Origin of the sequence: Campylobacter felis (genome assembly GCF_030250085.1) — a bacterium.
Taxonomy (GTDB): domain Bacteria; phylum Campylobacterota; class Campylobacteria; order Campylobacterales; family Campylobacteraceae; genus Campylobacter_D; species Campylobacter_D upsaliensis.
Genome location: NZ_JANURX010000003.1, coordinates 103785 through 118661, shown reverse-complemented (window position 1 = coordinate 118661; position 14877 = coordinate 103785). Strand labels below are relative to the sequence as shown.

At 34.5% G+C, this 14877-nt stretch carries 15 protein-coding genes; 12 read left to right on the top strand and 3 right to left on the bottom strand.

What is annotated here, in order from left to right; translation table 11 throughout:
- Complete coding sequence (locus NYG92_RS02860; protein ID WP_257399432.1) at positions 1 to 882, bottom strand: DnaJ C-terminal domain-containing protein; 882 nt, start codon at positions 880 to 882, stop codon at positions 1 to 3.
- A gap of 151 nt (positions 883 to 1033) precedes the next feature.
- On the opposite strand from NYG92_RS02860, the gene htrA reads away from it, so the two are divergent.
- Genes htrA through NYG92_RS02805 form a run of 11 tightly spaced genes read left to right on the top strand, consistent with a single transcriptional unit; the run spans position 1034 to position 10888 of the window.
- On the top strand, positions 1034 to 2446 hold the full coding sequence (htrA, locus tag NYG92_RS02855) for a serine protease HtrA (protein WP_289233478.1): 1413 nt from the start codon (positions 1034 to 1036) through the stop codon (positions 2444 to 2446).
- A gap of 60 nt (positions 2447 to 2506) precedes the next feature.
- The gene (locus tag NYG92_RS02850) at positions 2507 to 3181 is read left to right on the top strand and encodes a response regulator transcription factor (protein ID WP_082199706.1); all 675 of its coding nucleotides are present in this window, start codon (positions 2507 to 2509) and stop codon (positions 3179 to 3181) included.
- Entirely contained in the window at positions 3178 to 4428 is a 1251-nt protein-coding gene (locus NYG92_RS02845; RefSeq protein WP_289233477.1) for an ArsS family sensor histidine kinase, read from the top strand. The genes NYG92_RS02850 and NYG92_RS02845 overlap by 4 nt, the downstream gene beginning before the upstream one ends.
- 54 nt (positions 4429 to 4482) lie before the next feature.
- Positions 4483 to 5460, top strand: a complete 978-nt coding sequence (locus tag NYG92_RS02840) for an agmatine deiminase family protein (RefSeq protein ID WP_289233476.1) — start codon at positions 4483 to 4485, stop codon at positions 5458 to 5460.
- A complete protein-coding gene (locus tag NYG92_RS02835) occupies positions 5457 to 6344 on the top strand; it encodes a cation diffusion facilitator family transporter (RefSeq protein WP_270960254.1) in 888 nt (295 codons plus the stop codon). Before NYG92_RS02840 ends, NYG92_RS02835 begins: the two co-directional genes overlap by 4 nt.
- The gene (locus tag NYG92_RS02830; protein ID WP_289233475.1) at positions 6341 to 7213 is read left to right on the top strand and encodes an N-carbamoylputrescine amidohydrolase; all 873 of its coding nucleotides are present in this window, start codon (positions 6341 to 6343) and stop codon (positions 7211 to 7213) included. Before NYG92_RS02835 ends, NYG92_RS02830 begins: the two co-directional genes overlap by 4 nt.
- Before the next feature lie 55 nt (positions 7214 to 7268).
- Positions 7269 to 7700: a flagellar basal body rod protein FlgB gene (gene flgB, locus NYG92_RS02825; protein ID WP_270976478.1), complete on the top strand. Its 432-nt coding sequence runs from the start codon at positions 7269 to 7271 to the stop codon at positions 7698 to 7700.
- 9 nt (positions 7701 to 7709) lie between these two features.
- A complete protein-coding gene (gene flgC / locus NYG92_RS02820) occupies positions 7710 to 8204 on the top strand; it encodes a flagellar basal body rod protein FlgC (protein ID WP_131936523.1) in 495 nt (164 codons plus the stop codon).
- A gap of 6 nt (positions 8205 to 8210) precedes the next feature.
- On the top strand, positions 8211 to 8507 hold the full coding sequence (gene fliE, locus NYG92_RS02815) for a flagellar hook-basal body complex protein FliE (RefSeq protein ID WP_004275127.1): 297 nt from the start codon (positions 8211 to 8213) through the stop codon (positions 8505 to 8507).
- Between the two features lie 6 nt (positions 8508 to 8513).
- Entirely contained in the window at positions 8514 to 10304 is a 1791-nt protein-coding gene (locus NYG92_RS02810; RefSeq protein ID WP_289233474.1) for a peptidoglycan D,D-transpeptidase FtsI family protein, read from the top strand.
- Complete coding sequence (locus NYG92_RS02805) at positions 10301 to 10888, top strand: NUDIX hydrolase (RefSeq protein WP_289233473.1); 588 nt, start codon at positions 10301 to 10303, stop codon at positions 10886 to 10888. The genes NYG92_RS02810 and NYG92_RS02805 overlap by 4 nt, the downstream gene beginning before the upstream one ends.
- Here the strand turns inward: NYG92_RS02805 and holA are convergent.
- Both holA and NYG92_RS02795 read right to left on the bottom strand, forming a co-directional pair.
- On the bottom strand, positions 10870 to 11832 hold the full coding sequence (holA, locus tag NYG92_RS02800; protein ID WP_289233472.1) for a DNA polymerase III subunit delta: 963 nt from the start codon (positions 11830 to 11832) through the stop codon (positions 10870 to 10872). The genes NYG92_RS02805 and holA overlap by 19 nt on opposite strands.
- Positions 11832 to 13751: an RNB domain-containing ribonuclease gene (locus tag NYG92_RS02795; RefSeq protein WP_289233471.1), complete on the bottom strand. Its 1920-nt coding sequence runs from the start codon at positions 13749 to 13751 to the stop codon at positions 11832 to 11834. Before NYG92_RS02795 ends, holA begins: the two co-directional genes overlap by 1 nt.
- Positions 13752 to 13857: 106 nt before the next feature.
- Between NYG92_RS02795 and ilvC the strand changes: the two genes are divergently transcribed.
- The gene (gene ilvC, locus NYG92_RS02790; protein WP_270966398.1) at positions 13858 to 14877 is read left to right on the top strand and encodes a ketol-acid reductoisomerase; all 1020 of its coding nucleotides are present in this window, start codon (positions 13858 to 13860) and stop codon (positions 14875 to 14877) included.

Genomic DNA, 14877 nt, shown 5'->3' with positions numbered 1-14877 from the left:
TTAAGATAATTTTTCTTCTAAAATTTGACGCACTTTAGGGTCTAAATCTTCAGCATTAGGTAAAAGCACATTTAAAACAAGATACAAATCTCCAAAAATTCCACTCTTTCTATTTTGCACACCATAACCCTTGAGGCGAATTTTTTGTCCATTTTTAGAATTGGGAGGGATTTTAATGCTGACTTCTTTTTTGGGTGTTTTAAGATTTATTTTTCCGCCAAAAAGTGCCGTTTTTAAACTAATATCAAGCTTTCTTGTCAAATCATCTTCATCACGCTCATAAAGTTCGCTTTTTTCTAAACTCACTTTGACGATTAGATCTCCTACTTGAGAGCCTAGTTTTTTGCCTTTACCGCGAATTCTTATTTTGTCATTATTTTTAATGCCGTGTGGAATTTTTAATTTAATTGTTTCGCCATTGAAATTAATGCTATGCTCTCCTCCTAAAATTCCCACTTCAAAGGGTATGCTAATGCTCGCACTTAGGTCTAAATCTTCCCCAGAAAAGCCACCAAAACCCCCTCCAAATCCTCCAAAATTTCCGCCTCCAAAGCTACTGCCCCCAAAACCTTTTGCACCAGAGAAGCCTCCGCCAAATAAATTTTTTAAAATTTCATCTAAATCCATATCGCCAGAATTTCTAGAAAAATCGCTAAAACTTTGCCCTCCAAACATAGAGTCTCCATATCTATCATATTGAGCGCGTTTTTTTTCATCGCTTAAAATTTCGTAAGCGGCGTTAATTTCTTTAAATTTTTCTTCTGCACCTTTTTCTTTATTAATGTCTGGGTGATATTGTCTAGCAAGGCGTCTATAAGCTTTTTTAATTTCATCATTGCTAGCATTTTTGCTAACGCCAAGTGTTTCATAAAGACTATTCATTATTTTTCCTTAAAAAATTATAGGGCGTGATTATAGCATAAAGTTTAGTCTTAGTCAATCAAGTTTAATATATTTTTACACTCAAGGTTTCATTTACAAATTTTTAAAGTTTGAGTTTTATACTATCAAGCTAATTTTTAAGGAGAGTATAATGAAAAAAATTATTTTATCGCTTTCATTGGCGAGTATATTATGTGCGGCAAATGTAGAATTTAATGAAGTAGATTCTAAAATCGAAAGGATCAATCCAGCAAATGGCGTTTTGCTGTCTTATTATGATTCTATCAAAGAGGTTAAAAAATCGGTCGTTAATATCTCAACTTCAAAAACGATTACGAGAGCAAATTCGCCTTTTGATGATTTTTTTGACGATCCATATTTTAAGCAATTTTTTGGTTTTGACCCTTTTCAAAGAAGAGGGCAAAATGAAAAAGAGGTGATTGCTAGTGTGGGTTCTGGTGTGATTATTTCAAAAGATGGTTATATCGTTACAAATAATCATGTGGTCGAAAATGTCGATAGCATAAGCGTTACCCTGCCGCAAAGTGATATGGAGTATAAGGCTAAATTGATAGGAAAAGATCCTAAGACGGATTTGGCGGTTATCAAAATTGAAGCAAATAACCTTTCGGCGGTGAGTTTTTCAAATTCGGACGAGTTGTTAGAGGGTGATGTTGTTTTTGCTCTTGGCAATCCTTTTGGCGTGGGTTTTAGTGTAACAAGTGGGATTATTTCAGCCCTTAATAAAGACAATATAGGCTTAAACCAATATGAAAATTTCATACAAACGGACGCTTCGATTAATCCGGGTAATTCAGGTGGTGCTTTAGTTGATACTAGAGGTGCTTTAGTGGGGATTAATTCGGCTATTTTATCAAGGGGCGGTGGAAATAACGGCATAGGCTTTGCTATCCCTTCTAACATGGTCAAAGATGTAGCAAAAAAACTCATAGAAAAAGGCAAGATAGAAAGAGGCTTTTTGGGTGTGAGCATAACAGCACTTAAGGGCGATAGTAAAAAGGTTTATAAAAATAGCGAAGGCGCTTTAATCACCGATGTGCAAAAAGGGTCATCAGCCGATGAAGCGGGACTTAAAAGGGGCGATTTGGTTTTAAAAGTCAATGATAAAAACATTAAAAGCCCAAATGATTTAAAAAATTATATAGGCACACTCGAACCTAATCAAAAAATTTCACTGCTTTATGAAAGAGATGGCAAAGAAAATCAAATCAATTTCATTTTAAAAGATGATGAAATAAGCGATGTGAAGAGCGTTCAAGATAGTTTAATTGAAGGCTTAAATTTAAAAAATTTAGATAGCAATTTAAAAACGCGTCTTGGTGTGCCAAGTGAGATAAATGGCGTTTTAATTGATAGTGTCAAGCCTAAAAGTAAGGCTAAGGATGCGGGTTTTAAAGAAGGTGATATTATCATAGCTGTAGGGCAGAGTGAGGTAAAAGACCTTAAAGATTTGCAAAATACTTTGAAAAATCAAGCAAAAAATGCGTGGATTAAAATTTGGGTATATCGCGGAGGTGTGATAACTTTGCTTGTGTTAAAATAGGCGTTTTCTTTTTGTTATGAAATTTATTTTAGAATTTTTTATTTTAGTCAAAGGAGTAAAATGACTAATATTCTTATGATAGAAGATGATTTAGAATTAGCTGAAATCACGGCGGAGTATTTGGAACAATTTGATATGAAAGTCGATATAGCTCACGAGCCCTATATAGGGCTTTCAAAACTTGCTTTAAAAGAATATCAGCTTATCATACTTGATTTATCATTGCCGGGGATTGACGGACTTGAAGTGTGCGAGGAAATTCGTAAAAAATATGACACGCCTATTATTATTTCAAGTGCCAGACACGATATTAGCGATAAAGTTAATGCTTTGGAGCTTGGGGCAGATGATTATTTGCCTAAGCCTTATAATCCAAAAGAACTTCAAGCTCGTATTAAAAGTCATTTAAGACGCATTTGCCATACAAAAAATGCAATCGCAAAAAGCGTAAAAGACTTGGTTTATGACCAATATAAGCATATCATTACGATGAGGGGCGAGGAACTCACACTCACAAATGCTGAATTTGATATTTTAAGCTATCTTATTAAAAAAGAAGGCGGAGTGGTAAGTCGTGAAGAGCTTGTGTATAATTGCTCTTCCATTAGTGAGGATAGTTCTAATAAAAGCATTGATGTTATTATTAGCCGTATTCGTCAAAAAATGGGCGATGATCCTAAAACGCCAAAATATATCCACTCCATACGCGGTATAGGCTATAAGCTTACGCAATGAACCGCTCGTCCATTTTTTATACTATAACTTTCATTTTTCTTTTTGCTGGAGTGAGTGTAACGCTTGGCTTTTTGTGGCTTATAGCCTATGACCAGCAAAACTACACAAGAGAGCTTAATGCCAAATACTCTCTCATTGCTAATGTCAAGCTTTTGCAACTTAATGGTATGATAAATGAAAAAGAATTTGAAGAGCAAACTAAAGCCTACAATAAGATGATAAGAATTGAAGATGAAAAAGAACTTCAAGGCATTTTAAAACAGGGTGAAGTTTTAGAAAAAGTTGCCATAGATAAGGGTAGAGTGGAGATCATTTCCTATAAAGATGCGGTTTATTTAAATATAGTTTATGATGATGAAATTTATCTCTATGAAGACCAAGAATATCAAAGCTATCGTTATTTTATCATTAAGGTTATAGGGGTTGGCGTTTTTATTATGCTTATTTTGCTTTATTTTTTTACACTTAAAAAATTAAAGCCCTTAAGAGCTTTAAAAAAGCAAATTGACCGCTTTGCACGAGGCAAACTTAATGAAGTCGAAAATGTCAGCACGGGAAATGATGAAATTTCACAAGTATCCGAGGCTTTTTATCGTGCCATCTTGCAAATCATAAAGCTTAATCAATCGCGGCAATTTTTCTTAAGAAATATGATGCACGAGCTAAAAACACCTATCACAAAAGGACTTATAACGCTTGAAATGCTTGAAGATGATAAGTATAAAGAAAGACTTGAGGGGATATTTAACCGCCTTGAAATTTTAATTAATGAATTTGCGGCGATTGAGCAAATTACTTCGGGTGCAGCCTTTATTAACCGCAAAAAATACAATATTTTAGACATTTTAGACGAAGCTAAAGAAATTTCTATGCGTGATGAAAGCAGTATGCGTATTTTTATGGGGGAAAGTTTTTTTGTCAATGTTGATTTTAAGCTTTTCACCACAGCGATTAAAAATATGATTGACAATGGCATTAAGCATTCTCTTGATGGTTTTGTGCAAATTGACATTATGGAAGATTATATTTGTTTTAAAAATAGGGGCGATGAGCTTAATAATACCTTAGAATATTACACACAAGCCTTTACGCAAGGCTCAAAACAAAAATCAAGCTTTGGACTTGGACTTTATATTGTAAATACTATACTTGAAAGCCATAATATGAAGCTTGATTATGCTTATGAGGACGGAGTGAATTTATTTTATTTTAGAGGTTTAAAAGAGATTATCATAGGCGAATCTTGACAAAAGCTATAAATTTGCTACAATTAGCTTTTTATTATCAAAAAAGGTATGTAAATGATAAAATCAATCGCCGAATGGAGTGAGCAAGAGTGTTTAATGCTTGCTTTACCGCATAAAAATACGGACTGGAAGCCTTATTTAAGTGAAATTATTGAAGCCTATAAGGAATTTGTAGAAACTGCAAGTCATTTTCAAAAGCTTTTGCTTATAGCACCAAATGATGAGGACTTTACGCCCTTTAAAGAATTTGACAATGTGGAATTTTTTAAATGTGAAACAAATGATACTTGGATAAGAGATTTTGGCGCTATTGATGTGCTTGAAAATGGGAGATTGAAAGCTCTTGATTTTACCTTTAATGCTTGGGGAGGTAAATTTCAAAGCGATTTAGATAATGCCCTTAACACTAAGCTTTTTAAGGAAAAATTTCAAACTAGGCTTGAAAAATGTGATTTTATTTTAGAGGGCGGGAGCATTGATTTTAATGGAGCTGGCACAATGCTAACAAGCTCTTTTTGTCTGCTTAACTCAAATCGTAATGCGAATTTAAATCAGGTGAAGATAGAAGAAAAGCTTAAAAATTATTTTGGACTTGAAAGAATTATCTGGCTTGAAAATGGCTTTATAAAAGGCGATGATACGGACAGGCACATTGATACCTTAGCGCGTTTTATCGATGAAAATACCATAGCTTACTGCATTTGCGAAGATGAAAAGGACGAGCATTACGCACCCTTAAAAGCTATGGAAAAAGAGCTTTTAAAAACAAATTTTAATCTTATCCCTCTTCCTATCCCAAAGCCTTTATTTTACGAGGACAGAAGACTTGGGGCAACTTATGCAAATTTTGTTTTTGTCAATAATGCTCTTATTGTGCCTTTTTATAAGGATGAAAATGATGAAGTGGTGCAAAAAAGACTCCAAGCTCACTTAAAAAATCGCGAAGTTATCGGTGTCGATGCAAGGGTATTTCTAAGACAAAATGGCTCCTTACATTGCTCTTGTCAAAACCGCTTTAAGGGACCTAGATGAATTTAGCCAAACAAGCGACCATTATAGCAACTTGCTGTGCGTTTTTTTTAGCCATTGTGAAATTTATCGTGGGGATTTTAAGTGGTTCTGTGGCGGTGCTTTCGAGTGCGATTGATTCTATGATGGATTTTGTTATTTCTGCCTTTAACTTCTTAGCCCTTAAAAAATCAGCCCAAAAACCAAACGAGCATTATAATTTCGGTTTTTCTAAAATCGAAGCTTTAATGGGCTTTTTGGAAGGTTGTTTCATAGTGGGGGTAGGGATTTTCATCTTTTATCAAAGTGTGATGAAAATTTATCATAGAGAAAATGTTGAGGATTTAAATTCAGGCATAGCTGTGATGATTTTTGCTCTTGTTGTTACTTTTTTGCTTGTGTTTTATCTTTCTTTTGTGGCGAAAAAAACAAAGAGTTTGATAGTGGAGAGTGATTGCTTACATTATAAGAGCGATTTTTTGAGCAATTTTTTCACACTTCTTGCTTTGATTTTGATTTATTTTACAAATTGGCATATTATTGATGCGATTTTTGGGATTATTGTGAGTATTTATACTAGTTTTAGTGCGAGTAAAATCATCAAAAAAGCCCTTACTTTCTTAATGGACGAGGCTTTAGATGAAGAAATTTTAGAAAAAATCAAAACTTTAATCAACAATCACCAAGAAGTCATTTCCTTTCATAATCTTAAAACAAGAAAAACGCCAAGCACAAATTATATTAGCGTTCATTTAGTTTTTTGTCCCATAATTTCACTTTTAAACGCACATCAAATTTCTGATGAAATTGAGCAAAAAATAAGAGAAATTTCACAGGAGCAAAAATGGGAAATTCATATTCATCTTGATCCTTACGATGACCAAGATGAAGAAAGGGACAGGATATGAAAATAGCACTTATTCAGCAAAAATTCCACAACACTAAAGAAAAGACAATGCAAAAAACTTGCGAATTAATCATCAAAGCAAAAAAAGAAGGTGCAAAGCTCGTATGTTTGGGAGAATTACATCAAAATGAGTATTTTTGTCAAAGTGAAGATGTGGCAAATTTTGATTTGGCAAAAGATTATGAAAAAGATGTGGAATTTTGGGCTGGGGTTGCTAAGGAAAATGAGGTGGTTTTAATCACTTCTTTATTTGAAAAGCGAAGTGCGGGACTTTACCATAATACGGCTATTGTGTTTGAAAAAAATGGAAGTATAGCTGGGAAATACCGCAAAATGCACATACCAGATGACCCTTGCTTTTATGAAAAATTTTATTTTACGCCTGGGGATTTGGGTTTTGAGCCTATTAATACAAGCGTAGGAAGACTTGGGGTGTTAATTTGCTGGGACCAGTGGTATCCTGAGGCGGCTAGGATTATGGCTTTAAAAGGAGCGGAAATTCTCATTTACCCTACGGCGATAGGGTGGTTTGATAAGGATACAAACGAGGAAAAAGAGAGACAACTTCACGCTTGGCTAGGAATTCAAAAAGCCCACGCCATAGCAAATGGACTTTATGTGGCGGCGATTAACCGCGTAGGTTTTGAAAAGGACAAAAGTGGAGTGCAAGATGGCATTAGATTTTGGGGGAATTCTTTTATTTATGGACCACAGGGCGAAGAAATTTTTAAAGCAGATAGTCAAAGTGAACTTTGTATTTGTGTGGAGTTAGATTTAAAAAGAAGCGAAAATGTGCGTAGGTGGTGGCCATTTTTAAGAGATAGAAGGATAGAATTTTTTGGCGATTTGCAAAAAAGATATATTGATTAGTTTAAGTTGGAACGATATTTGCTTATATTTTTAAAAATTGTAGAAAGGTGTAAAGATGATTAATCCATTTAAATCAAAAGAGCTTGTAACCAGTGCTTTAGCGGGTAGAAATTTGAGAAATCAGCTTATTAATTCAAACCTTGCAAATGTCGATACTCCTTTTTATAAAGCAAGAGATGTAGAATTTGAAACGGCTTTGGTGCGTAGAGCAAATGAGATTTTCAAAAAAGATAAAGGGCAAGAGCTTGAATTAGCCAAAACAAGTGATAATCATCAAGAGCCTTGGAAATTCCCAGATCCTAGTAAATCTACCATTTATCTAAGAGACGGACATTTGGCGAGAAATGATGCTAATACTGTGGATTTAGATGTCGAAACGACCGAAATGAGTAAAAATACGGTAATGATTACCGCTCTTGATGGGGTTTTAAGAAGACAAAGTAATATTTTTAGCTCCATTGTTGATGCGAGTTCTAAATTAAGTTAAAGGTAAATTATGGCATACTTGAGTGATTTTGATATTAGCGGTTATGGCTTAAGCGCTCAACGCTTTAGAATGAATGTTATAAGTTCAAACATTGCGAACGCTCAAACAACACGCACGGCAGAGGGTGGACCTTACCGCAGAAGAGAAGTTATTTTTAAAGCAAATGATTTTGATGCGCTTTTAAATAAGCAAATCAATGAAAATAACAATTTCTTAAAATATGAAAATCCTCTAAATGACCCAAGCTCACCTGAAGAAGCTAAGCCGGCAATTATGAGCGTGGTTGTAGATAAGGTTGTGCGTGATGATAAGGACTTTCGTATGAAATACGACCCAAGCCACCCTGATGCGAATGCTGAGGGTTATGTGGCTTTTCCAAATGTAAATCCTGTCATTGAAATGGCGGATTTGATAGAAGCTACGAGGGCTTATCAGGCAAATGTGAGTGCTTTTACGAGTGCTAAAACCATAGCGCAAAGTGCGATCGATATTTTAAAAGGATAATAAAAGATGAATAGTATAAACGAGCTTAGATTTAACACTTTAGCAGGAAATAAAACAAACAATACCCAAGATAAAGGCATAGGCGATGAATTTGCTAAAATGCTTAAAAATGAAATTGAGGATTTAAATACCGCTCAAGAAAAAGGCGAGGCAGCGATGACAGACATTGCCACAGGGCAGGTGAAAGACCTACACCAAGCTGCGATTGCCATTACTAAGGCGGAAAGTAGTATGAAATTTATGCTTGAAGTAAGAAATAAGGCTATTAGTGCTTATAAAGAAATTACAAGAACTCAAATTTGAGTCTTAATGCAAGAATATAAAAAAAATAGAGTTTCAAAAGTCGCCTTTGCTTATTGTATGGCACTTTTGTTTATGATTATTTTTTTAAGCTCGACCTTTTTTTTAACCTCTAAACGCTATATCCCCAATACAGAAAAAGATCAATACAGCCTCGCTTTGCGAGGCTCTATCATCACAAAAGATCATTTTACCATAGCAAGTTCGCGTGAGATTTATAGGGCGGAGATTGATTTAAGAAGTCTTAAGAAAGATAGAACCGGGCTTTTTTTAAAACTTTTTCAAATTTATAGCGGTTTTGATGATAAGCAAATTGCAGAGATTAAAAAGCGTATGCAAACACAAAAAAAACGAAATTACAATTTTGTCTTAGCTTCAAATTTGGATTCTAAACAGGCAAGTTATCTTAAAGATTTAGCTAAAAAGCTCTATATACAAGGTTTTTTTAAGGCTTTTACAAATAATAATGGGCGTGTGGAAACAAGGGGACTTAGTATTATTGAGCATAGAGAAGATAGAAATTATATATCTATCAATGCTCTAACTCCTGTTATAGGTTACACGCGCACACTTTTAGATAAGGAAAATAATATTTTAAAAAATGTGGGCATTAAGGGTTTGGAAAAATATTATGAGCGATGCTTAATGCCCTTGCAAGATGAGAAAATTCAGGGGCTTAAAGATGTGGGTGGAAATATTATTTTAAATTTAAATTCTATCCAGCAAAGAAAAATTAATGGTTGCGATTTGTATCTTAATGTTTCTTTAAAGCTTCAAAAAAATATAGAAAAAGCCATAGACCAAAGAAATGTTGACTTAAAGGCGAATGAAATTATAGTTGGGGTTATGGAGAGTAAAACGGGTAAAATTTTAGCTTTGGCTAGTTCAAGACGCTATGACCCGCAAAATAGAGGAAAGGATTTATCCGTGCTTAATGCAAGTGCCATTGAGTATGGGTATGAGGCTGGTTCTGTGATAAAGCCTTTTATTTTTGTAACGGCTTTAAGACTTGGCAAACTTAAAATTGATGAAATCATTAAAACCTACGGCGGACAATATAAACTTGGGCGTTTTACCATTAGCGATGACCATAAAAAAGATAAGATGAGTATGGAGGAGGTGATTACCCTTTCATCAAATGTTGGTATGATACAAATTGCTAAAAGAATGAGTAATTTGGAAATTATTACTGGGCTTAAAATCTTTAAATTTGGTGAGAAAAGCGGGATAGATTTGCCTTATGAGCAAAAGGGCGACCTGCCTAATCCTAATCGTTTGAGGGAGATAGAAAAGTCTGTTTTAAGCTATGGTTATGGGCTGAAAACGACCTTTATGCAGCTTCTTGCTGCTTATAATGTCTTTAATAATGATGGCATTTATATTACGCCGCGTTTAGCGGAAAAATTTTATCAAAACGCTAAATGGACTATGCTTGATGATGAGATTAAGCAGGAGAAAATTCTTTCAAGCAAAGCAGCAGCTGAAATGAAACAAATTCTCATTAATGTCATAGAAAAAGGCATAGGAAGAAGAGCGAGAACGGAGGGGATTATCATAGGGGGTAAAACGGGCACGGCGAGGATAGCTGAGCGTAAAGGCTACACGAGTAATCGTTACAATTCGTCATTTTTTGGCTTTGCAAATGATGCGACAAATTCCTATACCATAGGCGTTTTAGTGAGAAATCCAACTAAGCCTTATAGCTATTATGCTGCACAAAGTGCTTTGCCAATGTTTAAGGATATAGTAGATATTTTAATCAATGAAAATTTTTTAAGCCCTATGGAGATTAAAGAATGAATTTTAAAAATTTAAAAGAAGTGCCTTTTAGCCCTTCGATTTATATTAAACCTAAGCGTTTCACATATGAAAGTAGGGGTAAGAATTATACTTGGGATTTTATTGAGGCAAAAGATAGCGTTTCGGTGCTTTTGTATCATAAAAGTTTAGAGAGTTTTATTTTTGTAAGACAATTTAGAATCCCACTTTGGTATCATCAAAATAATGATGAAACTTATAAAGAAAATGCAAATATGGGCTATACCATAGAGCTTTGCTCTGGACTTGTGGATAAAAATTTAAGCCTAGAAGAAATAGCAAGAGAAGAATGCGTGGAGGAGCTTGGCTTTTTACCTAAAAGGCTTGAAAAAATAGGCGATTATTATACGGGTTTTGGCTCTGGGGTAAGTAAGCAAAGCTTTTATTATGCTGAGATTGATGAGGAGGATAAAATCGCACAGGGTGGGGGCGTTGATGGGGAGCAAATTGAAGCTGTTTATGTGAAAGTTTGTGAGTATGAAAGCTTTATAAAAGAGCAGATAAGAACGCCTTTGCTAGACTTTGCTTATCTTTGGTTTATGAAGCATCATTTTAAAATGCGTTGAAGTTCAAGCAAATTTGCGAGTAGAAATTCCTTTTTACTAAGCTTAGAATTTGTTTTGATTTCATATTCGCTTTTAAGAAGAAGGTTAAAAATGGCTTTATATTGTTTTAAATTGAGCTTAAAAGCTTGTTCGCTTAAAGCTTGTCCCACTTGAGGAGGAGGCGTGTAGCCTAAAAGGTCTTTAAAGTCTATTTTTCCATAAATTTTAGCGTAAATGGTTATTTTAAAAAGCCTATAAAAGGCACTTGAGAGTGAGTTAATGAGGGCGATTTCGTTAAAATTTTCTAAAATTTTTTCAAGCTCTTCTTTGATATTTCGCGTTTTTAAAAGCTTGTCAAAAAAATCATCAAATCCCACTAAAGCAAGGCTATAACAATACTGCTTAATAATATTTTCATCGACTTTTAAATTTACAAATTTGTTTAGCTCACTTGCCGCTAGGTAAAGGTTTTCATCAAAGCTGACAAAAAGCGTTATGAGGGCATTGTGCGTGATTTCTACATTTAATTCTTTAGCCTTCATAGCTAAAAGCTCTATGCCCTCTTTGGAATTGGAAATTTTAAAAAATCTTGCAAAATGATTTTCAAAAATTTTTTCCAATTCACTTTGCTTTGCATTTTCATCATAAAGCTCAAGCAAGAAAAAATTATCCGCATTATTTTTGCATAGAGAAATTAGGGCTTTTAAATCTTTACTGCTAGGCTTTTTTAAGCATTTTATCTCCAAGAGTTTTTTAGAGCTAAAAAGTGAGCCAAGTGCTAGAAAATCGCACGCCCTAGCAAAATCGTATTCTTCAAAATAAAGCTTTAAATTTTCTTCTGCGTTGTATTTTTGTTTAATAAAATTTCCATAAAGCTCGGTTTGAAAATTATCTGCACCATAAAGCAAGAAAAAATTAGAAAAGCTCTTATTTTCTAAAGCTTTTTGCAAGTCTCTTCTATACATCAAAGCTCCTCGACAACACGCCCAAAAATTTTCGCAGCGATGATGTCCGCTTCTACAATTTGCACTTTCACTTTTTGCAAAAGATTGCTTTTATTATGCTCTAAAATAATTTCTGCTCCTTTAATTTCATCATCAAGTTTGGCTATGCTAAGGGTATCATTTTCACTAATAAAGGCGTTAAAAACCCCGCCTATATTACGCTTTGCCCATCTTGCAAATTTTCTATCCATAAAGTCATAAGCGACCTTGTCCGCCTCTCTTTCTAAAAGGCTTAAATTTTCGCAAGTGCTTTGTATATTTAAAAGCAAATATTCATAAAGTTTCAAATCTCCTCTTTGTTTTGCCTTTAAAAGTCTGTGTAAAATCAAATCCGAATAGCGTCTAATCGGGCTTGTAAAATGCGTATATTTATCAAAACCAAGTCCAAAATGTCCCCCATTTTCACTTGCATAACAAGCCTTTTTTTGTGCTTTTATGATGAGTTTATCAACTTCAGCCCTTATGTCAAGCTCATCGGCTAAGGCTTGGACATCGCGTATAAGTTCGCTAAGATTATTTTTATAATTAACATCTATGCCAAGCATACCAAGCTCTTCTAAAAGTTTTGTAATTTTCTTATCATCGGCTGGGGCGTGATTTCTAAAAATGCCAATTTCACCTAGCATTTTAGCCGCTGCCTTATTTGCCAAAAGCATACAATCTTCAATCAAGCCGTGCGAAGGTGTATCTTTTTCATAAAAAGTGCTTTTAAGGCTTAAATTTTCATCTAAAAACATTCTTAATTCTTCCGTTTTAAATTCAAAAGCGTTTTTAAGACGAGCCTTTCTTAAAATTTGTGTTAAATTAAAAAGCTTATAAATCCAAGAAAGCTCACCTAAATTGCTTTTTTTCTCCAAAAGTTCATCGACTTCATCATAATGAAAACGCCTTTTAGAATTGATAATGGCTTCAAAAAGCTCTTCTTTGCAAATTTCATTATTTTGATTAAAAGTAATTTTAAAGCAGTAAGTAAGGCGATCTAAATTCGGCTTTAAAGAGCAGATATTTTCACTTAAAGGACGCGGTAACATAGGGATAGAAATGTGAGGAAAATAGATAGAAAAGCCCCTATGTCTCGCCTCTTTATCCGTAGCACAATAAGCAAAAACATACTCACTCACATCAGCAATTGCCACATAAAGTTCTTTCTTTTTTTCATCATAATAAATCGCATCATCAAAATCTTTCGCGTGAATAGGATCAATCGTGCAAAAGCTTAAATGCCTCAAATCTACGCGATTAGGATACATACTCGCATCGACATAATCACCATTAGCTAAGGCTTCTTCTATGCAGGTTTGGGAAAATTCGCTATTTTTATTAAAAAGAGCGAGTGAAATTTTTTCATCAACCGCTTCATCGTCAATATGCCCTAAAACTTCTAAAATTTCGTTATTTGAATTTTCTATTTTTAAGACACTTCCAAGCGGAAGAGCTTTTAAAGACTTTTGTGAGGCTTTAAGGGCGGTGGAAAGTCCTGTTTTAATATTAAGCCCTAGCACTGCTTCGCCGTATTTTTTTGTAACGACTATGGAAGTTTCATTTGCCTTTTTAAGCACTAAAATCACCTTAGCGCTCGCTCTTTTTTTCTTAAGTGGCAACAATTTAGCCGCAACGATATCTTTATAATTTGCCCCTTTTAAATGTTTATTTTCTATTAATAAATCTCTAGTAAAACTTTCATCATACACACTTAAAAAGCCTGTGCCTTTACTTGAGATGTCAAGCTCTCCAAAAACATAGCCATTGTTAAGATAATATTTATTTTTATATTCTTTTAAGACATTTGAGGCTAAAAGCTCTCTTAAAATTTGCTTAAATTCATTGCCGACTTGATTTTCCCTAACGCCATAACTTAAACTTTTTAAAAATTCTTTCACTTTACTTCACTTTATATGAATTTTTATACAATTTTACTTAAACTTTATAAATGCAAATTTAAGGCTCTTTTGCTATAATTTCGCTTTTGTAAAAAAGGGGGAGTAAATGGCTCTTAAGGTGTATTATGATAAAGATTGCGATCTTAATTTAATCCAGTCAAAAAAGGTCGCCATTATAGGCTTTGGCTCGCAAGGACACGCTCACGCACTGAATTTAAGAGATAGCGGCGTGGAAGTTTTTATCGGCTTAAGAAAGGGAAAAAGCTATGAAAAGGCACAAAATGAAGGCTTTGAAGTTTTAAGCGTAGCACAGGCTTGTAAGAAGGCAGATTTGATTATGATTTTAACGCCTGATGAAAGTCAAGCAGAAATTTATGAAGAAGATATTAAGCCTCATTTAAAACAGGGGCAAATTCTAGCTTTTGCACACGGCTTTAATATCCACTACGGACAAATTATACCGCCTGAATTTGTTGATGTGATTATGATAGCTCCAAAAGGACCAGGACATACTTTAAGAAATGAATTTGTGCAAGGTGGAGGCTTGGCTTGTCTTATTGCCATTTATCAAGAAGCAAGTGACGATGCTAAAAATTTGGCTCTTTCGTATGCAAGTGCGATAGGAGCTGGAAAGGTTGGCATTATGCAGACAAGCTTTAAGCACGAAACTGAAACGGACCTTTTTGGAGAACAAGCCGTGCTTTGCGGAGGACTTGTGAATTTGATAGAGGCTGGTTTTGAAACTTTAGTTGAGGCAGGGTATGAGCCTGAAATGGCGTATTTTGAGTGCTTACACGAGGTGAAGCTCATTGTCGATTTGTTATATCAAGGAGGCATTGGCGATATGCGTTATTCTATCTCAAACACAGCTGAATATGGAGGCTATGTGAGTGGGGCTAAGATTATCACGCCACATACGAAAAAAGCGATGAAAAATATCTTAAAAGATATACAAAATGGCGTTTTTGCAAGGGATTTTATCTTAGAAAAAAAGGCAGGTTTTGCCAAAATGCACGCTATGCGTCAAAATACTAAGCAATCTTTAATTGAAAAAACAGGGCAAAATTTACGCAAAATAATGCCTTGGATTAGCAAAAATAAGCTTGTAGATAAGGATAAAAATTAA

Excerpts from the sequence above, each read along its gene's own strand:
- NYG92_RS02860 (WP_257399432.1), bottom strand. The coding sequence starts at position 882 with ATGAATAGTCTTTATGAAACACTTGGCGTTAGCAAAAATGCTAGCAAT.
- htrA (WP_289233478.1), top strand. The coding sequence starts at position 1,034 with ATGAAAAAAATTATTTTATCGCTTTCATTGGCGAGTATATTATGTGCG.
- NYG92_RS02850 (WP_082199706.1), top strand. The coding sequence starts at position 2,507 with ATGACTAATATTCTTATGATAGAAGATGATTTAGAATTAGCTGAAATC.
- NYG92_RS02845 (WP_289233477.1), top strand. The coding sequence starts at position 3,178 with ATGAACCGCTCGTCCATTTTTTATACTATAACTTTCATTTTTCTTTTT.
- NYG92_RS02840 (WP_289233476.1), top strand. The coding sequence starts at position 4,483 with ATGATAAAATCAATCGCCGAATGGAGTGAGCAAGAGTGTTTAATGCTT.
- NYG92_RS02835 (WP_270960254.1), top strand. The coding sequence starts at position 5,457 with ATGAATTTAGCCAAACAAGCGACCATTATAGCAACTTGCTGTGCGTTT.
- NYG92_RS02830 (WP_289233475.1), top strand. The coding sequence starts at position 6,341 with ATGAAAATAGCACTTATTCAGCAAAAATTCCACAACACTAAAGAAAAG.
- flgB (WP_270976478.1), top strand. The coding sequence starts at position 7,269 with ATGATTAATCCATTTAAATCAAAAGAGCTTGTAACCAGTGCTTTAGCG.
- flgC (WP_131936523.1), top strand. The coding sequence starts at position 7,710 with ATGGCATACTTGAGTGATTTTGATATTAGCGGTTATGGCTTAAGCGCT.
- fliE (WP_004275127.1), top strand. The coding sequence starts at position 8,211 with ATGAATAGTATAAACGAGCTTAGATTTAACACTTTAGCAGGAAATAAA.
- NYG92_RS02810 (WP_289233474.1), top strand. The coding sequence starts at position 8,514 with ATGCAAGAATATAAAAAAAATAGAGTTTCAAAAGTCGCCTTTGCTTAT.
- NYG92_RS02805 (WP_289233473.1), top strand. The coding sequence starts at position 10,301 with ATGAATTTTAAAAATTTAAAAGAAGTGCCTTTTAGCCCTTCGATTTAT.
- holA (WP_289233472.1), bottom strand. The coding sequence starts at position 11,832 with ATGTATAGAAGAGACTTGCAAAAAGCTTTAGAAAATAAGAGCTTTTCT.
- ilvC (WP_270966398.1), top strand. The coding sequence starts at position 13,858 with ATGGCTCTTAAGGTGTATTATGATAAAGATTGCGATCTTAATTTAATC.